Source organism: Streptomyces caatingaensis (assembly GCF_001187435.1).
In the GTDB taxonomy this organism is placed as follows: domain Bacteria; phylum Actinomycetota; class Actinomycetes; order Streptomycetales; family Streptomycetaceae; genus Streptomyces; species Streptomyces caatingaensis.
This window is the reverse complement of record NZ_LFXA01000002.1, coordinates 138,001-159,404: the sequence shown is the minus strand read 5'-3', so window position 1 is coordinate 159,404 and position 21,404 is coordinate 138,001. Positions and strand designations below refer to the sequence as shown.

Genomic DNA, 21,404 nt, shown 5'->3' with positions numbered 1-21,404 from the left:
GGGGAAGGAGCCCCCGGGACGGACACGGCTCATCCGCGGCCCAGACTCCTCAGGTACTCCGCCCTGTTGAGAGGGTTGCCGTCCGTCCGCTCCCGGGTCTCCGGGGTCCCGGGCAGCGGACGGTCCGCGGCCGGCGACGACCACCACACCGACTCGCCCCGGGCCACCCCCGGCAGGCGCCGTTCCACGGCGGCGATGCGGCGGGCGGGGATCACCCCCCGGATCAGCCAGCCGGCGCCGGCGCCGACTGGGACCGTGTCGCCGATCGTCGCACCCTGCTCCGCGAGCAGCCCCGTCGCGGCGCTCAACGAGTCGGTGGGCAGCTCCAGTTCATAGGCGTGGCAGGGCTCGTACACCCGCGTGCCCGCCTCCGCGAGGGCGCGCATCAGCACCAGGGGGGTGAGGCAGCGGAAGTCGGTGCCGGTGCTGACCGGGCTGGCATAGCCGGAGTGGGTGAGGATGACGACGACGTCGGTCACGGGCCAGCCGTAGAGGCCCTGCTGGAGGGTGCGGCGGGCGGTCTCCTCGATGGCGCGGTCGAAGCCGTGGGGCAGGGCGCCGAGTTCGGTCTCGCGGCGGAAGACCATGCCGGATCCGGGTGTGCCGGGTTCGACGCGCAGCCCGATCGTGGCCCAGAAGGCGGGGGCCGTACGGCGGTCGATGCCCTCGTACGCGGCTCCCGTCCCGGCGGGGCGCTCGCGGAAGACCGGGCGGCTCTCCTCGAAGACGGCCTCGACGCCGAACTCCTCGGCGAGCGTGGCGGCGAGGACCTCCTTCTGGACCTCGCCGTAGAGGAGGACGGAGGTGCCCGCACCGTCCGGCAGGGGGCGGGTGGCAATCAGCGGGTCCTGGTCGGCCAGGGCGCCGAGCGCGGCGTACAGGCGGGAGGCGTCGTCCGGACGCAGGGGGCGGACGACCGACTCCAGGCTCGGCGGGGCGAACACCGCCTCGTGGCGGTCGCCTCGGGCGCCCAGCCGGTCGCCGACGCGCACCGCCGGCAGACCGCGGATCGCGGCGATGCCGCCCGGGGTCAGCCGGTGGCCGCCGCCGCCCACGACGTCGAGGCCGGTGACGCGGCCGCCGTGCTCGGTGACGGTGCCGTCGGGCTCGCGCCGGTGAAGGGTGACGCGGGTCCGCCGGTCGAGCGTGCCGGAGAAGAGCCGCAGATACGCGGTCTTCTCGCCGGAAGGGGCGCGCTCGACGGCGAAGACCGTACCGGACGGCTCCCCGGCCGACTCGCCCCGCGCGGGCGGTAGCCAGCGCGCGAGGCCGTCGAGGAGGTGGGCGACGCCCTGCCCGGAGAGGGCGGAGCCGAAGTACACGGGGTGCAGCAGACCGCGCGCCGTGTGGTCGGCGAGGCCGGCGCGCAGCCGGTCCGCGTCGGGGACGCGGCCGTCGACGAGGTCGGCGAGCACGCCGTCGTCGTCCTCGGCGAGGGCCTCGGCCACGCGCTCGCGGAAGGCCGGGTCGTCGAAGGAGTGCGGAACGGTGCGCGCGTCGCGGGTGCCGAGGGCGCGGACGGTGGCCATGGGGACGACGCGCGGGGTGAGCCCGGCGCGGACGGCGGCGAGCGTCCCGTCCTCACGGGCCCCGGCACGGTCGGTCTTGTTGACGAAGATCAGCGTGGGCAGGCCGAGCCGGCGCAGGGTCTTCATCAGCACCCGCGTCCGCGCCTGGACGCCCTCGACGGCGGACAGCACGAGCACGGCGGCGTCGAGCACCCCGAGGGCACGCTCCACCTCGGCGGTGAAGTCGCCGTGTCCGGGCGTGTCGATGAGGTTGACGTGCAGATCGCGTGTGGTGAAGGAGGCGACGGAGGAGCGGACGGTGATGCCGCGGCGGCGTTCGACGGCACCGCTGTCGGTCCGGGTGGTGCCGGCGTCGACGCTACCGAGCCGGCCGATGACGCCGGTGTCGAAGAGCAGTCGCTCGGTGAGGCTGGTCTTACCGGCGTCGACATGGGCCAGAATTCCGATGTTCAGGATGCGCATGGGCGGAGGGGTCCTCGAAAACGTTCGTCAGGCAGGGACGCTGGGGGTTTTCGAGGGCCTGGCGCATCTGCGGGTTCTCTCCTCCGTGGACGACTGGTGCGCGGTCATGCTGCCAGGGGCGGGCGGGGTGGCGCGAGCCGTTTTCGAGCGGCGTGCGAACGCCTCGTTCGAACGAACTCCCCGCCTCCTCTTGTGAATTGCTTCACACCGGCCCCTTGGCCGGGCCGGGGTCTTCGTGCTCTGATCGGTGCAGGCTTCCTGCTTCCTGCTCGACGGCGCGCTTGGGGAGGGCACTGTGGCGGACACCGCCATGCGGACATCGGGGTTGACGGAGCCATGGGGGCCGAAGGGCCCCGGTCCCCAGGACGGGCCGCTGGAGCGCGCGGTGTGGCGCCTGCGCTCACGCGCCTGCTGGGAGGACGCGGCGGCGCTCATCGCCCCACGGGCGGCGGACGATCCGGGCGCGGCGCGCTGGCGGACGGCCGTCCTGGTGGAGCGGTGCGTGTTCACGGGCGAGGGCTGGGGGGCCGCCGAGGACGCGCTGCGCACGGCGGAGGCGCTGGCCACGGACGACGAGGAGCGCGGCGCCGCGGCCTGCGAACGGGGTCATCTCGCCTACGCGGCCACCCTTTTGGGGGTACGCGACCGGGCGGACGAAGCGCGGTCCGCCCTGGGGCGCGCGGCGGCGCTGCTCGCTCCCCGTTCACCCGGACGCCCCCTGCTGGACTTCCGGCGCGGCCTGATCGCCCAGCACCTCTCCGACAACCCGTCGGACGCCACGGCCGCGTTCCAGCGCGCCCACGCGGGCGCCGCCGCCCACGGCCACGGCCTGCTGCTCTCCTTCACCTGGCGGCACATGGCCGCGATGGCCGAGCACCAGGGCCGGCTCGCCGACGCGCGCCACGGCTACGCCGAGTCCCTCCGCATCCGCGAGGAACTCGGCTACCTCGTCGGCATCGCCCCCGCGCTGGCCTCCCTGGCCGCCGTCCTCCCCGACCCCGACGAGGCCACCCGCCTGCGCGCCGAGGCCGCCCGCCTCGTCCGCCTCCTCGGCGGAGTCCCCGCCTGGCTCGCCGACCGCCTGACCCCGGCGCGCACGTCCTCGTCCCCCGCGGCGGCGAGCCCGCCCGACACGTCCGGCGCGTGACCCCGGCTGCGCGCCGGTGGCGAGGGCGTGCGGCACCGCACGGGTGGCGGGGCGGAACCCGCCGGGCGCAGGGGCGCCGCCCCGGGGCAACGGGGAAAGGGCGGTGCCGGGGCGGAAGAGCCGTCAGCGGACCGGGGCCGCGAAGTGGGTGCGGAGGATCGCCTCCGCGCCCCGGAGGTCGCGCGCCGCCAGCGCCTCCAGCAGGGCGACGTGCTCGGCCGCGTCGGCCACGAGGGCGGCCGTCGGCGAGGACGGACCGCCCGGCGCCGGCCACTGCGCCCGCCGGTGCAGCTCGTCGGCGACCGCGACGAGCCGCCGGTTGCCGCCGAGGCCCAACAGGGCCCGGTGGAAGGCCCGGTCGGCCTCGGCGTAGGCGGCGCGGTCGCCTCGCCGGGCCACCTCGGCGGCGGCCTCGGCGGAGGGCAGGAGGTCCCGCCAGCGGGCCGCGGGCACCGTCCGGGCCAGCCGGAGGACGACGGGCACCTCCAGCAGGGCCCGCACCTCGGCCAGTTCGGCGAGGTCGCGGGCGGAACGGCTGGTGACCCGGAAGCCCCGGTTGGGCACGGCCTCCACCGCCCCCTCCAGCACGAGCTGCTGCATCGCCTCGCGCACGGGCGTGGCCGAGACGCCGAACCGCTCGGCCAGCACCGGCCCGGAGTAGACCTTGCCGGGTATCAGCTCACCGTCCAGCAGCGCCTTGCGCAGGGCGTCGAGCACCTGCCCGCGGACCGAGTAGCGGGTGGGCGCCCGCCGGGCGCGCGCCGCGTCCGGGACCTCGGCGCAGCCGTGGACGTGCTCGCCGCGGGCGGCGGCCGTGGCGCTCCCGGCGAGCGGTGCGGCGCGGACGGCGGCGCCGCCGGTTCCGTCCGTCCGCTGACGCGGCACGGCCGCGTGGGCTCTGCCCTGCTCCATGGGGGTCCTCCTGAGTGTTCCTTCGAACCATAGGCGGCATATCCGGCAGTTCAAACCCCTGGCCAGTATGGGTAAGGTAAGCCTTCCCTGCTCCTCTTTGCTCCGCGGTGGTCGTGAATGTCCGCCGCCCCCTCACCGGTGAGGGCTGGATCACGGCGGGAGGACGGCCCGGGAGGCCGGGAGCCGCGCCGGACCGGGCGCGCACCCGCCCCCTCCCCACGCCGGGACGAGGAGCGCCCCCAACGGATGACCGCAAGGCGATCGCCTCGAATCCACCCGGACGAGTGGATTGATGAGAACACAATTCCCTTGCCGCTGAATGGCGTTCGACCGGATACACACCTATCCGTATGCCCTTGCCGTCCATTGGCGGGGAGTTGCCGCGAAACCCCTTGGCTCCCCGGCCGATTCCGCGAGGATGGCGCGCGAAAGGCCGTACCGCGATGCAAGGGACGCAAGAAGATGAGAGTGACCGACATACCGCTGAATTGGGTTTTGCCCAGTGCCGTGGCGCTCGCCGGAGCCGTGGTGGCGGTGACGGTGTACGGCCGGGGCAAGAACGGCCCGGACGACCTGGCGGCCACCGATTCCTGGGAACGCACGGAGGAACGCAAACGGCGCAAGGAGGCCCTCTACGGCAGCGCCTCCTACGTGCTCCTCTTCTGCTGCGCGGCGGTCGCCGCCGCGCTCTCCTTCCACGGCCTGGTCGGCTTCGGACGGCAGAACCTGGGCCTGTGGGGCGGCTGGGAGTACCTGGTCCCCTTCGGGCTGGACGGCGCTGCCATGTTCTGCTCGGTGCTCGCCGTGCGCGAGGCCAGCCACGGCGACGCGGCCCTCGGCTCCCGGATGCTGGTGTGGACCTTCGCGGGCGCGGCGGCCTGGTTCAACTGGGTGCACGCGCCCCGCGGGATGGACCACGCGGGCGCCCCGCAGTTCTTCGCCGGCATGTCGCTGTCGGCGGCGGTCCTCTTCGACCGCGCGCTCAAGCAGACCCGCCGGGCCGCGCTGCGCGAACAGGGCCTGGTGCCCCGTCCGTTGCCGCAGATCCGCATAGTCCGGTGGCTGCGGGCCCCGCGCGAGACGTTCGGCGCCTGGTCGCTGATGCTCCTGGAGGGCGTGCGCACGCTGGACGAGGCGGTCGACGAGGTCCGCGAGGACAAGCGGCAGCGGCAGCAGCACCGGCTGCGCCGCCGGGAGGCGGGCAAGCTGGAGCGCGCCCGGCTCAAGGCGTACAACCGCCAGCACCGCGTCCTCTGGGGGCGGCCGCGGGGCGGACGGCAGGTGGAGGTGACCGCGGTGGCGTCCGCGCCGCAGCCGGCCCAGATCGGGTCGCAGGCCGGGTCGGAACCTTCCATAACCGAGCCGGAGCAACTCCCCCTGCATCATCGTCCCTATCAGGCCGTGAAGCGGTCCGCCCAGCCCGCCCAGCCCGGCCGGCCCGGCGAGCCCATCGACCTGACCGCCGAGGACGACACCCAGCCCATCCAGCGGCTCGACTCGCTGGAGGAGAGGCTGGCGCGCATCGCCAAACAGATCGGCTGAACCGCTCCCTCCGGGCCGCCGCGGTGCTCCCGGCCGCCGTGGTGCGGAGCGGAGCGGTCGGCGTGCGCCCCGGCCGCGGGCGCTCCTCCGTGTGACGCGCGCCGTCAGCGGTCCTCGGCGTCCAGCTCGAACCACACGGCCTTTCCCACCCCGTGGGCCCGTACCCCCCAGCAGTCCGCGAGGGAGTCGACGAGCAGCAGGCCGCGGCCGGAGGTCGCCGTCCCGGACGCGTCGGCGGCCGCGCCGCCGGCGCCCGGCTCCGGGGACGCGCGCAGCACCGGGCGCCGGGAGAGGAGGTCCCGCACCTCCACCCGCAGCCGCCCCTTGGCCGGGGCCGCCGGGCCGCCCGTCAGGACGGCGGTCACCACCGCGCCGCCGTCCGTGTGCAGCAGGGCGTTGGTGACCAGCTCGCTCGCCAGGAGCTCGGCGGTCTCGGCCCGCCCGGGCGCCCCCCAGTGCTCCAGGAACCGGCGCAGTCCGGCCCGCGTCTCCGCGACGGCGGCCAGGTCACCGCGCCGGAGCCGTCTTTCCCAGCACGGCTCCCGCCTCCCATTCCCCACCTCTTCCGAAGCCGTGCCGTCCGCGGACCCTTCCCGACCTTCGCGGTTCCCCGCGCCCACCCAGCGTGCAGTCCGCCTTTTCATTTCCGTCCGCCCCGACCCCTCCCCGGCGCCCCGGCATCGAACAGGCTCACGGCAAATGCATGCCCCGCGCCCACGGGGACGACTCCTGTTGACGCGTCAACGTTGCCTGTCCCGGCGGAAATGCGGGCCGTTGTGCGCCGGTGGTGAATTGCCGCGCCGGAGCGGGCGGAAAGGACCGCCGGGAAGGCCGGGAAGGCCGGGAAGGGCTTCCCGGCCCGGTCGCGCCGCGCGCCGCCCCGTACTAGGACTCCCAGATCGCACAGGCCGTGCGGTCGTCGGCGTACCCCTTGACGCGCAGCTGTCCGTCCGCCAGGAATTCGGCCAGGCCCGGCGGCTGCGTCCGCGTGCCCCACCGCTCGGCCAGCGCGTCCGCCAACGCGGGCTCGCCGCGCAGCGGTTCGGCCAGGCCGGCGCTGCACAGCAGCAGGGCGTCGCCGGGCCGGGCCACCGAGGCGCGGAAGCGGAACGGTTCGCTCGGCACCTCTTCGGGGTCGATGGCCGGGGTGGTGCCGGGCGTCGGGATGCCGAGGTCCACGGTGATCCGGTCCTCGCACAGGGCGGCCGTGCCGGCCGCCGGCAGGCCGCCGGGGGCGCCGTCCGCGCGGGGCTCGGGGTCGAGGTCCTGCCAGGCGCCCTCGCGCAGCCGGAAGAGGCCGCCGCCGCCCACGCCGAAGAAGACCCGGGTGCGGCAGCGGGCGTCGGCCGGCAGCAGCAGACAGCGCAGGGCCGCGGTGTACTCGGCGGGCCGCAGCCCGAGTTCGGCGGCGCGGGCCCGCAGCCGGCCGTAGGAGCGGTCGGTCAGCCGGTGCAGCCCCGTGCGCAGTTCGCCGCGCCGCCCGGCCCGGATGTCCTCCCCCAGCCGGGCGTGGCTGCGGCCGACCGCGCCGCCCAGCCAGGAGCAGATGTCGCGCGCCGCGCGGTGCGCGCCCTCCGCGGCGCGCGCCCCGCTGGCCACGGCGACCAGCACCACCGCGTCGTCCCCCGCGCCGAACCGGGCGGTGAGCAGCGCGTCCCGCCGGGGCTCGCCGCGGTAGCGGGCGGAGTCCCCGCGCAGGGACACGGCCCGCAGCGTCATCGCCCCGTACCGCGCCCCGTCCAGGACGGTGTCCGGGACGAGGTCGTCCAGCGCGCCCGGGTCGGCCTCCGGCCAGGCGGTCGGCTCCGCCTCGTAGGTGGGCGGGCCCTGGCCGACGAACTCGGGGGCCCGGTCGGCCGCCCTGTCGACGGCCGGGAAGCGGTCGCCGTCGCGGCGCCGGGGCCGGGGCACGTGGGTGACCACCGCCGCCTCCAGCGACGCGGCCGACTCGGACGCCTCGACCGCCGCGGCGGAGACGTCCGCCGTCCCGGAGGCGTCGACCGCCCCCGTGCTCCCGGGCACCCCGGGTAGCGCGGGTGCCCCGGGATCCCCCGGGATCCCGGGCGTTCCGAAGACCTCAAGGGCCCCGGACGCGTCCAGGACCGTCGGGACGCCGTCCACCTCCGGGGCCCCGTCCTCGTCCCGGAAGGACCCCGGTCCGGCAGGCGCCCGCCCGGCGCCCCCGCCCCTCCGGGAAGCCCTCCCCGAGCCGCCCCCGTCTCCGTCCCCGCGCGGACCGGGCACCCCCGGCCCGGCGGACGTCTCCTCCGCCCGAACCCCCTCCCAGGCCCCGGGACTCCGGGCCCCCTCCGGCGCGCGAGGAGGCCGGCCCGCGCGCCGGGAGGACCGGGGCGCGTCCGGTGTCTCGGGCGCCCGGGTGGCCCGCGGCGGTCCGGATGACCGGCCGGTTCCCGGTTCGCCCCGCCCCGAAGGGGGTTGCCCCGTGCGCCGGGCCCCTTCCCGGCCGGTGGACGGCTCCGGCGCCCGGGGGCCGTCCCACACCCCGGGGATCCCGGACCCTTCCGGCGCCCCCGGTTCCCGGCGGGGGTCTGCGGGGCGCCGCGGCGACTGCGGCGACTGCGGCCCGGCGGCGGACGTCTCCGGTGCACGGGCCGTGTCCCACGTTCCTGGGTGAGACGGGTCTCCCGGCGCCCCCGGGCCCCGGCGGGGGTCTCGCGCGCGCCGGGACGACGCCGAGGGGGCCGGTGACTCCGACGGCCGCGAGGCGCCCGCAACTCCCCGTGCGCCAAGGGGCTTCGGTGGTGCGCCGGCTTCTTCGGGCGTGGGACCGGAGCGCGGGGCGCCCGTGCGCCGGCCGGCTCGCGGTGCGGTGGGGGCTCCGGGGGCTCCGGGGGCTCCGGGGGCTCCGGGGGCTCCGGGGGTGTCGAACGGGTCGGAGGCGTCGGGGACATGGGGAGCGTGAGGAGAGGGGGGAACGCTCGTCCGCCCGGGGATGACCGGGGCACCCGGGATTTCACCGGCCCCGGGAACGTCGGGAACATCGGAGACCTCCCTGACCTCCCGGACCTCCCAGTCCTCCCCAACCTCCCCGGCCCCCGGGCCCTCCGAGATCTCGGAGCCCTCCGCGACCTCCGCGACCTCCGCGCCCTCCGAGACCTTCGGGTCCTCCGAGACCTCAGCGGCGCCGGGCGGGAATCCGGACGGGTCGGAAGGAGGCAGGTGGGGCGGGCGGCGCGGGCCCGCGGGGGGTGTTCCCAGTTCCCAGGGGGGCTGGCTGCCGGCGGCGGGCCGGGACGAGGGGCCGGGCGGCGGCGGGGGTGGTTCGAGCGGGCCGGCCAGGTCGGGGAGCGGGGGGAGACGGGAGGGATCGGGGAGCGCGCCGCCCAGGGAGACCGACCAACTGGCGCGCGCGGGCAGCCCCGTGGGCGGCGAGGGGGCGGGAGGCGGCGGGTCCCCGCCCACCACGGCCGCTGCCGAAGCGAACCGGTCGTCGAGGCTGTCCTCACCGGCGGCGGAGTCGGAGCCCTCGACGGGCAGCCCGTACAACTCCGCCCACCAGGCGTCCTCTTGTCCCTGATCCCCCAGCTGACTCATGCCCTTATTGTCCACACTGCGGGGCATACGGGAAGAGTGCACGAGGCCCCCCGCGCGGGATGATGGCGGCATGCGCAACACCATTGTGGGGAGGGGTGTCATATGCCCGGTGCCATAGGCCCGGCGGTCGTCGGAAACGCGGAACGGGAAAGACGCGCAGGACAGCGCGGGCCCGAGTGGCCCGGGGAGGGGCCGTCGGCCACCCCCGCGGCGGTGGAGGTCGTCACCGGCGCACGGGCCGTGGCGCACCGGCTGACCCTGCTCCGGGTAGGGGCGGTCGAAGAAGTGTGCGCGCTGGTGCGAAACCGTCCCTGGGTTGACACCGGCGCCACCCCCGGGGTACGCCACCGGACCGTTGTTGACCGCCGGACGCGTCCGGCGCCCGCCGGCCGCGCCGGGACGCACCTCGTGCGGATCGCCGAGCGGGTTCCGGCCGAGCTCTTCCTCGCCGACCGCCGGGACGGCCTCCTCGTCCTCGCCGCACCCGACGCCGAGCCGGTCGCGCTCGCGACGGGCCGCGGCGAACTGCTCGATTCCCTCGTGGTGTTGTTCGAGACGATGTGGCGCGAGGCCCGCCCCCTGTGGCCGGGCGGGGGGTGCGCGGTCTCCGCGCTGCCGCCCGCCGCCGGGCCCGACGCGACGGACCTGGCGGTGCTGTCGCTGCTGCTGTCCGGACTCACCGACGCGAGCGTCGCCAAGCAACTCGGCCTGGGGCTGCGGACGGTGCAGCGCCGGGTGAAGCGGCTGATGGAGCTGGCGGGGGTCTCCACCCGGCTCCAGCTGGGGTGGACGGCGGCCGAGCGGGGGTGGACGGCGGCCCGCCGCTGAACGCCCCGCGGCGGGCGACGGCTGCCGCGCAACCGCCGGCTACCGCCCCAGCTCCAGGTCCAGCAGGTACCGCTTGCGCTCCAGCCCGCCCGCGTACCCCGTGAGCGAACCGTCCGCCCCGATCACCCGGTGGCAGGGGCGCAGCACCAGCAGCGGATTGGCCCCGACGGCGCCGCCGACCGCGCGGACGGCGGCGCGGGAGGCACCGAGCCGCCGGGCCAGTTCGCCGTAGCTCGTGGTGGCGCCGTACGGGACGGCGTCGAGCGCGTCCCAGACACGGCGGCGGAACTCCGTGCCCTCCGCGGCGTACTCCAGGGAGAACTCCCGCAGTTCACCGGCGAAGTACGCGGCGAGCTGCCGGTTCGCCTCCGCGAACGCCTCCGGCGCCCGCCGCCATCCCGGGCCGGCCGTCGCGCCGCCCTTCTGGCCGGGGACGGACAGGGAGACGATCGCCGTCCCGCCGGGTGCGGTGGGTGAGGGGCGGCCGGCGAGCAGGAGGACGCCGAGGGGGCTGTCGGTCTCGGTGAACAGCAGGTCGGTGGCAGGCATGTCAGGAGTCCTTGTTCCAGAGGTGGTGCAGGGCGTACGAGCGCCAGGGCCGCCAGGCGTCGTCGGCTCCCGGGCCGGTGCCCAGGGCGGTGAGCGCGCGGCGCGCCCCGGCGTCGTCCGGCAGGAAGACGTCGGGGTCGCCGAGCGCGCGCATCCGCACATAGCCGGCGGTCCAGGGGCCGACGCCGCGCAGGGCGAGCAGCCGCCGCCCGGTGTCGTCGCGGTCGGCGCCGGGATCGAGGCGGACGGTGCCGTCCGCGAGGGCGGCGGCGACGGTCCGCAGAGTGCGCCGGCGGGCCTCGGGCACGCCGGGGAACTCCGCGTCGGCCAGGGCGGCCGGCTCCGGGAAGAGGTGGGTGAGCGCGCCGTCCGGGACCGCGAGCGGGGTGCCGTACGCGGCGACGAGCCGGGCGCCGAGGCGGGTGGCGGCCGCGACGGTGACCTGCTGGCCGAGCACCGCCCGTACGGCGAGCTCGTCCGCGTCCGCCGCGCCGGGCGAGCGCAGGCCGGGGCGGGCGGCGACCAGCGGGCGCAACGCCGGGTCGGCGCCGAGGCGTTCGGCGACGGCGTCCGGGTCGGCGTCCAGGTCGAACAGGCGCCGGACGCGCTGGACGGCGGCGGCCAGGTCGCGCAGGTCGGTCAGGTGCAGGCGGCACGCGAGCCAGCCCCGCGCCGTCCGGTGCGGCTCCTGGACCTCGGCGATGCCAGTGCCGTAGGGGAGGCGCAGGGTGCGGCGGTACGTGCGGGCGCCGGGGGCGCCCGTCACCTCCTCGATCCCGGGGATCGCCCGGCGGGCGAGGAAGGAGAAGACCTCGCGGGCGGCGTACGGGCCGCGGTGCGCCAGCCGCAGGGGGACGCCGCCGGGCGGGCCCTCCTGGCGGGGCGTGCCTCTCGCCCGCAGGGCGCTCGGGGTCTGTGCGTAGATCTCGCGCATCGTGTCGTTGAACTGCCGCACGCTCGCGAAGCCGGCCGCGAACGCGGTCTCCGTGACCGGCAGGTCCGTGGTCTGCAGCAGGATGCGCGCGGTGTGCGCGCGCTGGGCGCGGGCGAGGGCCGCCGGGCCGGCGCCCAGCTCCTCGGTGAGCTGCCGGTGCAGATGGCGGGTGCTGTAGCCGAGGCGGTGCGCCAGGCCCTGGACGCCTTCGCGGTCCACGACGCCGTCGCCTATCAGGCGCATCGCCCTGCCGACGAGGTCGGCCCTCAGGTTCCACTCCGCGGACCCCGGCACCGCGTCGGGCCGGCAGCGCCGGCACGCCCGGAAGCCGGCGCCCTGCGCGGCGGCGGCCGACGGGTAGAAGCGGACGTTGTGCCGCTTGGGGGTGACGGCCGGGCAGCTGGGGCGGCAGTAGATACCGGTCGTCGCGACGGCGAAGAAGAAGGTGCCGTCGAAGCGGGCGTCTCTGCTGCTGACGGCTTCGTAGCGGAGGTCGTCGTCGAGGGTGGGGTTCACGCTTCCAGTGTGGGGCAGGGGGCGGGCCCCGACTGGCGGGAATCGGACGCGGCCTTCTGCCCGCCCCCACCCCGCCCTTTCCCCGTTTCCCAGGGGCTCCGCCCCTCCCCCCGAAACCGCGCGACCGCGCGGGGCTTCGCCCCTGGCCCCCCCTGTCCGGGATCGCCTAGCGGCGCGAGCGCCCCCGCTTGCGCGCCCCCGCCTCCTCGCCCTCCGCCTGCCGCCGTTTCCACTCCCGCCGCAGCTCGGCACGCAGCCGGGCGTCCGTGCGGGCGGCGATCCGCTCGTTCTCCCGGAGGAGCTTGCGGTAGCTCTCCAGGCGGCGGTGGCCGAGCTCGCCGGAGGCGACGGCCGCGGTCACGGCGCAGCCGGGCTCGCCGTCGTGGGCGCAGTCGTGGAAGCGGCAGGACGCCGCGAGGGACTCGACGTCGGAGAACGTCCGGGAGACGCCGGAGGACGCGTCCCAGAGCCCCACCCCCCGCAGCCCCGGTGTGTCGATGAGGACGCCGCCGCCCGGCTGCGGCAGCGGCAGCAGGTTGCGCGTGGTGGTCGTGTGCCGTCCCTTGCCGTCGCGGTCGCGGACGGCCCGGACCTCCTGCACGTCCGCTCCGACGAGGGCGTTGGCGAGCGTCGACTTGCCGGCGCCGGACTGGCCGAGCAGCACGGCCGTCCCCCCGGCGAGCAGCCCGGCGAGCTCGCCGATCCCCTCGCCCGTGGCCGAGCTGACGGCCAGCACCCGCGCCCCCGGCGCCACCGCCCGCGTGTCGGCGAGGAGGTGGCCGAGCGTGCCCGGGTCGGGCACGAGGTCCGCCTTGGTGAGGACGACGAGGGGTTCGGCCCCGGACTCCCAGGCCAGCGCGAGGAACCGTTCGACGCGCCCGAGGTCCGGATCGGCGGTGAGCGCGAACGCGATGACCGCCCGGTCCACATTGGCGGCCAGGATCTGGCCGTCGGACCGCTTGGAGGAGGTGGAGCGCACGAAGGCCGTCCGGCGCGGGAGCAGTGCCCGGACGTGGCCGGCCGTCAGGTCGACGGCCGCCCAGTCCCCGGTGCACATGATGCGCAGCGGGTTCCCGGTGGCGACGGGTGCGGCGTCGGCCCGTACGGTGCGGACGCCGGTGCCGTCGGCGGAGGCGACGACGACGTCGCAGTGGCCGCGGTCGACGCGGACGATCCGGCCGGGGACGAGGCCCCGGGCGGCGAAGGGTGCGTGGCTGTCAGCGAAGCCCTCGTCCCAGCCGTAGGCGGCGAGGGGGTGAGCAGCGGTGGACACGGTGGTGTTCCTCCGGAAGGAGAGAGGTGAGGTACGGGAATGCCTGAGTGCGGGCCCGGCCCGCCGTGACGGCCGTCATCGCAGGCTCACCTCCTGTGTCCGGAAGAGCTCCATGGAGGAGCTGGTGTCGGGACGACTCTAGGCACGCGAAAGGGCGCGGGGCGAAGGGTTTTCCACCCTCCGCCCCGCGCCCGCCACCCCCGTGCGCCGCAGGGGTCCTCCGCCCCGCGCCCGCCGCGACCATTCCTCCCGCCCGCTACTCCTTGCGGTGCCTCCCGCCCCTCTCCCCCTTCACGTGCTGGAGCCGCGTCCGTACGTCCTCCGGCGGCAGGAACTGCGCCCAGCGCTCGGGGAACTCCGAGGGCGGCACCCGGTCCTGGCCGGCCACGCCGTCGTCCTCCCCGGCCTCGGCGGGGTCGGCGGGGTCGGCGGGGTCGTCCTCGTATTCGTGGACCATCGCCAGCGCGGCCCGTTCCGCCGCCGCCTGGGCCGCGGCCGCCGCGCGCTGCCGGTCGGCGTCGGCGCGGGCGGCGGCGGTGGCGACGGACGGCCACACGCGGTCCATGGCCGCGTTGACCGCGGCCCCGACGAGGACCGCGAAGGCCGAGACGCCGATCCACAGCAGCACGGCGACGGGCGCGGCGAGCGAGCCGTAGATGGTGGGGCCCTCGACGGTGTGGGTGAGGTAGATGCGCAGCAGGAAGCTGCCCAGCACCCACATCGTCAGTGCCACGAACGCCCCGGGGATGTCCTCCTGCCAGGGCGAGCGGACGGGGACGGACACGTGGTAGAGCGTGGTGAGGAAGGCGATGGACAGCACCAGGACCACGGGCCAGTACAGGACCCTGACCAGCGCCTCGCTCCAGGGCAGGATGCTCACCATCGCCTCCGGGCCGGCGACCGTGAGCGGCAGCACCACCGCCCCGATGAGCAGGGCGACGATGTAGAGCAGGAAGGCGAGGAGGCGGGTGCGGACGATGCCGCGCCGGCCCTCCAGCCCGTACATGATCGTGATGGTCTCGATGAAGACGTTCACGGCCCGGGAGCCGGACCACAGGGCGATGGCGAAGCCGATGGAGACGATCTCGGGGCGGCGGCCGCCCTGGTCGACGTCGCGCAGCAGCGGTTTGGTGATCTCGTTGACGCCCCGGTCCGAGAGGACGGCCGCCGACGCCTTGATGATGTTGTTCTTGAGGCTGTCGATGGTGTGGGAGTGCGTCCAGTCGTCCAGGTAGCCGAGGAGGCTCATGAGGGCGAGGAGCAGGGGCGGCAGCGAGAGCAGGGTGAAGAAGGCGGCCTCCGCGGCCAGTCCCGTGACGCGGTACTCCATGCAGGAGTTGACCGTGTCCTTCAGGAGCAGCCAGGCCATCCTGCGTTTCGAAACGTTCCGGTACAGGGCCCGGGCTCGGTGGAGCCGGCCCGTCCGTGGCCCCGGTGGTTCATTTGTCGCTGCCTGCACGCCCTTACGGTATCCGCCTCCGACCGGTGCGTTCATCCGGCGGGCGGCCCCGGAAGGGGTCCGGCCGGATCCCGTGCGGGGGTGTGATGGGGTGGGCGGGTGAACGACGCGACGATCTCCGTGACCACGTGGTCCCTGCAGATGACCTCACCGGCCGACCTGCTCCCGCCGTCCGCTCCCGCTCCGGGGCCGGAGGTCCGGTTCGTCCGGGCGGAGGTGCCTTCGCCCGAGTTCAGCCGGTATCTCTACACGGCCGTCGGCGGGGACTGGGCGTGGACGGACCGGCTGCCGTGGTCGTACGAGCGGTGGCGCGCGTACCTGGAGCGGCCGGGGGTGGAGACGTGGGTCGCCTACGACCGGGGGACGCCGGCGGGCTACGTCGAGCTGGAGGCGCAGCCGGAGGGCGCGGTGGAGATCGTCTACTTCGGACTGCTGCCGGCCTTCCAGGGCCGGGGCATCGGCGGACACCTGCTGGCGTTCGGGACGGAGCGGGCCTGGGACCTGGCCGGGCGGTGGCCGGACCGCGAGCCGACGCAGCGGGTGTGGCTGCACACCTGCACCAAGGACGGTCCGCACGCGCTGGCCAACTACGAGCGGCGCGGCTTCCGGGTGTTCGCGACCGAGACCGCCGAGGAGCCGGCCGTGGCGGCCCCGGGCCCGTGGCCGGGCGCGCACGAGGAGACCACCGCCTGACGCGTCTGCGCGCCCCCGCACCACCCCGTCCCACATCCCGGGACGGGGTGTCTCACATTACGGCAAACGGTGGACTGGCCCGAGACCTGCGTGCCACCCTTCCCTCATGTCACGAGCTGGGATTGCCTTGGTGAGCCGGCGTCACATCGACCTCGGCCTCGTGTCCAGCGCCGCCTGTCCGGCGGGCTGACCGTCACAGCACCACCGCTCCTCCGCCCGTCCCCACCGTCGTGGACGGACGCCTTCCTGTTCGCTCCCCCCGGTCCCAAGTGCGCGCCGCCCCGCACCCTTTGACGCGTCGACGCAGGTGACAGGCGTGCCCTCGCTCGCCGCCGGCAGCCCGGCACCGCCGCAGCAGGACAGCAGCAGCACCTCCCGAAGGACGGATCGCCATGCCTGCCACCCCGAAGTCCCCCGCCTCCGCGAACGCGGCGGCCCGCCGGAAGACCGGCCGCCACCGAGGCGAAGGCCAGTGGGCCGTGGGCCACTTCACCCCCCTCAACGCCAACGAGCAGTTCAAGAAGGACGACGACGGTCTCAATGTACGGACACGCATTGAGACGATCTACTCCAGGACGGGTTTCGACTCGATCGACCCCGCCGACCTGCGCGGCAGGATGCGCTGGTGGGGGCTGTACACCCAGCGCAGGCCCGGCATCGACGGCGGGAAGACGGCGGTCCTGTCGGACGCCGAACTGGACGACTCCTTCTTCATGCTGCGGGTGCGGATCGACGGCGGGCGGCTGACCACACGGCAGTTGCGGGTCATCGGCGAGATCTCCCAGGAGTTCGCCCGCGGCACCGCCGACCTCACCGACCGGCAGAACATCCAGTACCACTGGATCCGCATCGAGGACGTCCCGGAGATCTGGCGGCGGCTGGAGGCGGTCGGCCTGTCCACCACCGAGGCCTGCGGCGACACGCCCCGGGTGATCCTCGGCTCGCCCGTCGCCGGCATCGCCGAGGACGAGATCGTCGACGGCACCCCGGCCATCGAGGAGATCCAGCGCCGCTTCGTGGGCAACCCGGACTTCTCCAACCTGCCGCGCAAGTTCAAGTCGGCCGTCTCCGGCTCCCCTTCGCTGGACGTGGCCCACGAGATCAACGACGTGGCCTTCGTCGGCGTCCGCCACCCCGAGCACGGCCCCGGCTTCGACGTCTGGGTCGGCGGCGGGCTCTCCACCAACCCGAGGATCGGCGTGCGGCTGGGCGCCTGGGTGCCGCTCGACGAGGTGCCCGACGTCTTCGGCGCGGTCGTCGGGGTCTTCCGCGACTACGGCTACCGGCGGCTGCGCACCCGCGCCCGGCTGAAGTTCCTCGTCGCCGACTGGGGAGCGGAACGGTTCCGCGAGGTGCTGGAGAAGGAGTACCTCGGCCGCCGGCTCCTCGACGGCCCCGCCCCCGAGGCGCCGGTCGAGCGCTGGCGCGACCACGTCGGCGTCCACCGCCAGCGCGACGGCCGCTACTACGTCGGCTTCGCCCCGCGCGTCGGCCGGGTGGACGGCAGCACCCTCACCAAGATCGCCGAGCTGGCCGAGGCCCACGGCTCCGGACGCCTGCGCACCACCGCCGAGCAGAAGATGATCGTGCTCGACGTCGACGAGGACCAGGTCGCCTCGCTGACCGCCGGGCTGGAGGCGCTGGACCTGCGGGTCGCGCCGTCCCCCTTCCGGCGCGGCACGATGGCCTGCACCGGCATCGAATACTGCAAGATCGCGATCGTGGAGACCAAGGCGCGCGGCGCCTCCCTCGTCGACGAACTGGAGCGCCGGCTCCCGGAGTTCGACGAACCGATCACCATCAACCTCAACGGCTGCCCCAACGCCTGCGCCCGCATCCAGGTCGCGGACATCGGTCTCAAGGGCCAGCTCGTCCTAGACGACGACGGCAACCAGGTCGAGGGCTTCCAGGTGCACCTCGGCGGCGCGCTCGGCCTCCGGCCGGGCTTCGGCCGCAAGGTCCGCGGCCTGAAGGTCACTTCCGAGGGACTGCCGGACTACGTCGAACGGGTGCTTCGCCGCTACCTCGAACAGCGCGCGGACGGCGAGCGGTTCGCGGCGTGGACCGCGCGGGCCTCGGAGGAGGACCTGTCGTGAGCGCCCGCGCCGTCCCCTTCCACTGCCCCTACTGCGGCGACGAGGACCTGCGCCCGCACGAGTCGGGCCACGGCGCCTGGGAGTGCGCCGCCTGCAACCGCGCGTTCCAGCTGAGGTTCCTCGGGCTGCTCGCCCGCCGCACCGGTCCCGGAGGTCAGCATGAGCACGCTTGAGCAACTGGCCCTCCGCGCGGGCCGGGAGCTGGAGGACGCCCCCGCCCTGGAGATCCTGCGCTGGGCCGCCGACACCTTCGGCGAGCGCTTCTGCGTCACCTCCTCCATGGAGGACGCCGTCGTCGCCCACCTCGCCTCCCGCGTCAGCCCCGGCGTGGACGTCGTCTTCCTGGACACCGGCTACCACTTCCCCGAGACCCTCGGCACCCGCGACGCGGTCGAGGCGGTGATGGACGTCCGCGTCCTGACCCTCACCCCGGCGCAGACGGTGGCCGAGCAGGACGCCGCATACGGGCCGAGGCTGCACGACCGCGACCCGGACCTGTGCTGCGCCCTGCGCAAGGTGCGGCCGCTGGAGGCCGGACTGGCCGGCTACGACGCCTGGGCGACCGGGCTGCGCCGCGACGAGTCCCCGACGAGGGCGCACACGCCCGTCGTCGGCTGGGACGCCCGCCGCGGCAAGGTCAAGATCGCGCCGATCGCCCGCTGGACCCAGGACGACGTGGCGGCCTACATCGCCGAACACGGCGTCCTCGTCAACCCGTTGCTGACCGACGGCTACGCGTCGATCGGCTGCGCGCCGTGCACCCGGCGGGTGCGCGACGGCGAGGACGCCCGGGCCGGCCGCTGGGCCGGCCTGGCCAAGACCGAATGTGGACTGCACGGATGACCGACCCGAACGACCCCTGGGGGAAGCGGATGACGGGTACGACGGGTTCGACGGTATGGCTCACCGGCCTGCCGAGCGCGGGCAAGAGCACGATCGCCCGCGCGCTGGCCGGCCGGCTGCGCGACGAGGGCCGCCGGACGGAGGTGCTGGACGGCGACGAGATCCGTGCGTTCCTCTCGGCGGAGCTCGGCTTCTCCCGCGCCGACCGGGACACCAACGTCCAACGGATCGGCTACGTCGCCCGGTTGCTCGCCGCGCACGGCGTCACCGTCCTCGTCCCCGTCATCGCGCCGTACGCCGACTCCCGGGAGGCCGTGCGCAAGCGGCACCTGGAGCACGGCACGCCCTACGTCGAGGTGCACGTGGCGACCCCGCTGGAGGTGTGCGCGGAGCGCGACGTGAAGGGCCTGTACGCGCGGCGGGCGAGGGGCGAGATATCCGGGCTGACCGGCGTCGACGACCCGTACGAGGTCCCGGACGCGCCGGACCTGCGGCTGGCCGCGCACGGCCGGACGGTGACGGAGTCGGCGGACGCCGTGTACGCCCTGCTCGCGGGGAAGGGGCTGTTGTGAGCGCGGACACCCCCTACGCCCTCTCCCACCTGGACGCCCTGGAGTCGGAGGCGGTGCACGTCTTCCGGGAGGTGGCGGGCGAGTTCGAGCGCCCGGTGCTGCTCTTCTCCGGCGGCAAGGACTCCGTGGTGATGCTCCACGCGGCGCTCAAGGCGTTCGCCCCGGCCCCCCTGCCGTTCGCCCTGCTGCACGTCGACACCGGCCACAACTTCCCCGAGGTGCTGGCCTACCGCGACCGCACGGCCGCCCGCCACGGGCTGCGCCTGCACATCGCCTCCGTCCAGGAGTTCATCGACGACGGGCGGCTGCGCGAGCGCCCCGACGGCACCCGCAACCCGCTGCAGACCGTCCCGCTGCTCGACGCCATCACCACCCACCGCTTCGACGCCGTCTTCGGCGGCGGGCGCCGCGACGAGGAGAAGGCCCGCGCCAAGGAGCGGGTCTTCTCGCTGCGGGACGAGTTCGGCGGCTGGGATCCGCGCCGCCAGCGCCCCGAGCTGTGGCAGCTCTACAACGGCCGGCACTCGCCCGGCGAGCACGTCCGCGTCTTCCCGCTGTCCAACTGGACCGAGCTGGACGTGTGGCAGTACATCGCCCGCGAGGACATCGAACTCCCCCCGATCTACTACGCGCACGAGCGCGAGGTCTTCCGCCGCGACGGCATGTGGCTGACCGCCGGCGCCTGGGGCGGGCCCAGGGACGGCGAGCCGGTGGAGAAGCGCCGGGTGCGCTACCGCACCGTGGGCGACATGTCGTGCACGGGCGCCGTCGAGTCGGACGCGGCCACGACCGAGGCCGTGATCGCCGAGATCGCCGCCTCGCGGCTCACCGAGCGCGGCGCGACCCGGGCCGACGACAGACTCTCCGAGGCGGCCATGGAGGACCGCAAGCGCGAGGGCTACTTCTGAGCCCTCCGCGGGACCGTCCGCAGGGGGACGCGCGGCGACGCGCAGGAATGCAGAGGATCGCACATGACCACAGCCGAGCAGACCGGGGCGACGGCCCTGCTCCGCTTCGCCACCGCAGGATCGGTCGACGACGGCAAGTCCACCCTCGTCGGACGGCTGCTGCACGACTCCCGCTCCGTCCTGGCCGACCAGCTGGAGGCCGTCGAACACGCCTCCCGCGACCGCGGCCACGACGCCCCGGACCTGGCCCTGCTCACCGACGGCCTGCGGGCCGAACGCGAGCAGGGCATCACCATCGACGTCGCGTACCGCTACTTCGCCACCGCCCGCCGCCGGTTCGTCCTCGCCGACACCCCCGGCCACGTCCAGTACACCCGCAACATGGTCACCGGCGCGTCCACCGCCGAACTCGCCGTCGTCCTGGTCGACGCCCGCAACGGCGTCGTCGAACAGACCCGCCGGCACGCCGCCGTGGCCGCACTGCTGCGCGTCCCGCACGTGGTGCTGGCCGTCAACAAGATGGACCTCGTGGACTGGGCGGAGCCCGTCTTCGCCCGCATCGCCGAGGAGTTCGGCGCGTACGCCGCCTCGCTCGGCGTCCCCGAGGTGACCGCGATCCCCGTCTCGGCGCTCGCCGGCGACAACGTCGTGACGCCCTCCGCGCACATGGACTGGTACGGCGGGCCCACGGTGCTGGAGCACCTGGAGACCGTCCCCGTCGTCTCCGACCCGACCGGCGACCCGGCGCGCTTCCCCGTGCAGTACGTCATCCGCCCGCCCGCCTCCCGCCCCCGCCCGCACAACGCCGCTCCCCCGCCCCCCGCCCGGGAGGCGCCCCCGGCCGAGCACCCCGACTACCGCGGATACGCCGGCCAGATCGCCTCCGGCGTACTGCGCGTCGGCGACCCCGTCACCGTCCTGCCCTCCGGCCGCACCAGCACCATCGCCGCCCTCGACGCGCTCGGCGTCCCCGCCGACGTCGCCTGGGCGCCGCAGTCCGTCACCGTCCGCCTCGCCGACGACCTCGACGTCTCGCGCGGCGACCTGATCGCGCCGACCGCCGGCGCGCCCGTCCCCGTGCGCGACGTGGAGGCGACCGTGTGCCACGTGGCCGACCGGCCGCTGCGGACCGGCGACCGGGTGCTGCTCAAGCACACCACCCGCACCGTCAGGGCGATCGTCAAGGACCTCCCGTCCCGGCTGGACCTCACCGACCTCTCCCAGCGGCCCGCCCCGGGCGAGCTCGCCGCCAACGACATCGGCCGCGTGGTGCTGCGCACCGCCGAACCGCTCGCGCTCGACCCGTACGCCGTGTCCCGGCGCACCGGTTCGTTCCTGCTGATCGATCCCGCCGACGGGACGACGCTGACGGCGGGGATGGCGGGCGCGGCGTTCGCCGCGCCGGACGCGGCCGTGGCGGCGGACGGGGACTGGGACTTCTGACATGGCGCCCCGGGGATTCTTCGCGGACTTCGCCAAGGAGGGCGGCCGCGTGGGCAGCGGCGCCCTCGGCAGCGGGCAGGGCGGGGTCGGCCGATGTGCGCGCTGACGCCCGTACCCCCCGCCCCCGCCCCGGCCCGCCCGGA

18 protein-coding genes are annotated in these 21,404 nt (G+C 75.5%); 10 read left to right on the top strand and 8 right to left on the bottom strand.

What is annotated here, in order from left to right:
• Positions 1-29 precede the first annotated feature (29 nt).
• Entirely contained in the window at positions 30-1,991 is a 1,962-nt protein-coding gene (locus tag AC230_RS01480; protein WP_049714089.1) for an elongation factor G, read from the bottom strand.
• A gap of 310 nt (positions 1,992-2,301) precedes the next feature.
• Between AC230_RS01480 and AC230_RS01475 the strand changes: the two genes are divergently transcribed.
• A complete protein-coding gene (locus tag AC230_RS01475) occupies positions 2,302-3,138 on the top strand; it encodes a hypothetical protein (protein WP_049714926.1) in 837 nt (278 codons plus the stop codon).
• Positions 3,139-3,261: 123 nt separating this feature from the next.
• On the opposite strand, the gene AC230_RS01470 is transcribed toward AC230_RS01475, so the two are convergent.
• Entirely contained in the window at positions 3,262-4,050 is a 789-nt protein-coding gene (locus tag AC230_RS01470; protein WP_049714088.1) for a GntR family transcriptional regulator, read from the bottom strand.
• A 462-nt stretch (positions 4,051-4,512) separates the two neighbouring features.
• Here AC230_RS01470 and AC230_RS01465 point away from each other — a divergent pair, with 462 nt between their 5' ends.
• Positions 4,513-5,592, top strand: a complete 1,080-nt coding sequence (locus tag AC230_RS01465) for a DUF2637 domain-containing protein (RefSeq protein ID WP_049714087.1) — start codon at positions 4,513-4,515, stop codon at positions 5,590-5,592.
• Positions 5,593-5,696: 104 nt separating this feature from the next.
• Here AC230_RS01465 and AC230_RS01460 read toward each other — a convergent pair whose 3' ends face one another.
• Together AC230_RS01460 and AC230_RS01455 are read right to left on the bottom strand one after the other, a co-directional pair.
• Positions 5,697-6,152, bottom strand: a complete 456-nt coding sequence (locus AC230_RS01460; protein WP_049714086.1) for an ATP-binding protein — start codon at positions 6,150-6,152, stop codon at positions 5,697-5,699.
• A gap of 325 nt (positions 6,153-6,477) precedes the next feature.
• A complete protein-coding gene (locus AC230_RS01455) occupies positions 6,478-7,614 on the bottom strand; it encodes a protein phosphatase 2C domain-containing protein (RefSeq protein WP_107082056.1) in 1,137 nt (378 codons plus the stop codon).
• A gap of 1,635 nt (positions 7,615-9,249) precedes the next feature.
• Between AC230_RS01455 and AC230_RS31690 the strand changes: the two genes are divergently transcribed.
• Positions 9,250-9,975 carry a winged helix-turn-helix transcriptional regulator gene (locus AC230_RS31690; RefSeq protein ID WP_157868474.1) on the top strand — a complete coding sequence of 242 codons (726 nt, stop codon included), beginning with the start codon at positions 9,250-9,252 and terminating at the stop codon, positions 9,973-9,975.
• 39 nt (positions 9,976-10,014) lie between these two features.
• Here the strand turns inward: AC230_RS31690 and AC230_RS01445 are convergent, their stop codons facing one another.
• The 4 genes from AC230_RS01445 to AC230_RS01430 all read right to left on the bottom strand — a co-directional run bounded on the left by AC230_RS01445 (position 10,015) and on the right by AC230_RS01430 (position 14,742).
• On the bottom strand, positions 10,015-10,524 hold the full coding sequence (locus AC230_RS01445; RefSeq protein ID WP_049714085.1) for a methylated-DNA--[protein]-cysteine S-methyltransferase: 510 nt from the start codon (positions 10,522-10,524) through the stop codon (positions 10,015-10,017).
• 1 nt (position 10,525) lies between these two features.
• On the bottom strand, positions 10,526-11,974 hold the full coding sequence (locus AC230_RS01440) for an AlkA N-terminal domain-containing protein (RefSeq protein WP_107082032.1): 1,449 nt from the start codon (positions 11,972-11,974) through the stop codon (positions 10,526-10,528).
• A 166-nt stretch (positions 11,975-12,140) separates the two neighbouring features.
• A complete protein-coding gene (rsgA, locus tag AC230_RS01435; protein WP_049714084.1) occupies positions 12,141-13,247 on the bottom strand; it encodes a ribosome small subunit-dependent GTPase A in 1,107 nt (368 codons plus the stop codon).
• Positions 13,248-13,503: 256 nt separating this feature from the next.
• Positions 13,504-14,742 carry a YihY/virulence factor BrkB family protein gene (locus AC230_RS01430; protein ID WP_078870860.1) on the bottom strand — a complete coding sequence of 413 codons (1,239 nt, stop codon included), beginning with the start codon at positions 14,740-14,742 and terminating at the stop codon, positions 13,504-13,506.
• 105 nt (positions 14,743-14,847) lie between these two features.
• Between AC230_RS01430 and AC230_RS01425 the strand changes: the two genes are divergently transcribed.
• From AC230_RS01425 to AC230_RS01400, 7 genes are all read left to right on the top strand, one after another.
• Positions 14,848-15,399: a GNAT family N-acetyltransferase gene (locus AC230_RS01425; RefSeq protein ID WP_049714922.1), complete on the top strand. Its 552-nt coding sequence runs from the start codon at positions 14,848-14,850 to the stop codon at positions 15,397-15,399.
• A gap of 392 nt (positions 15,400-15,791) precedes the next feature.
• Positions 15,792-17,495, top strand: coding sequence for a nitrite/sulfite reductase (locus tag AC230_RS01420; RefSeq protein ID WP_049714082.1), 1,704 nt, complete (start codon positions 15,792-15,794; stop codon positions 17,493-17,495).
• Positions 17,492-17,668, top strand: coding sequence for a hypothetical protein (locus tag AC230_RS32850; protein WP_198535374.1), 177 nt, complete (start codon positions 17,492-17,494; stop codon positions 17,666-17,668). Before AC230_RS01420 ends, AC230_RS32850 begins: the two co-directional genes overlap by 4 nt.
• Positions 17,655-18,338 (top strand): phosphoadenylyl-sulfate reductase, encoded by a 684-nt coding sequence (locus tag AC230_RS01415; RefSeq protein ID WP_049714081.1) that lies wholly within the window; start codon positions 17,655-17,657, stop codon positions 18,336-18,338. The genes AC230_RS32850 and AC230_RS01415 overlap by 14 nt, the downstream gene beginning before the upstream one ends.
• The gene (gene cysC / locus AC230_RS01410; protein ID WP_049714080.1) at positions 18,335-18,910 is read left to right on the top strand and encodes an adenylyl-sulfate kinase; all 576 of its coding nucleotides are present in this window, start codon (positions 18,335-18,337) and stop codon (positions 18,908-18,910) included. The genes AC230_RS01415 and cysC overlap by 4 nt, the downstream gene beginning before the upstream one ends.
• Positions 18,907-19,818: a sulfate adenylyltransferase subunit CysD gene (gene cysD, locus AC230_RS01405; protein ID WP_049714079.1), complete on the top strand. Its 912-nt coding sequence runs from the start codon at positions 18,907-18,909 to the stop codon at positions 19,816-19,818. The genes cysC and cysD overlap by 4 nt, the downstream gene beginning before the upstream one ends.
• A gap of 63 nt (positions 19,819-19,881) precedes the next feature.
• The gene (locus tag AC230_RS01400) at positions 19,882-21,261 is read left to right on the top strand and encodes a sulfate adenylyltransferase subunit 1 (protein WP_049714078.1); all 1,380 of its coding nucleotides are present in this window, start codon (positions 19,882-19,884) and stop codon (positions 21,259-21,261) included.
• Positions 21,262-21,404: the final 143 nt, after the last annotated feature.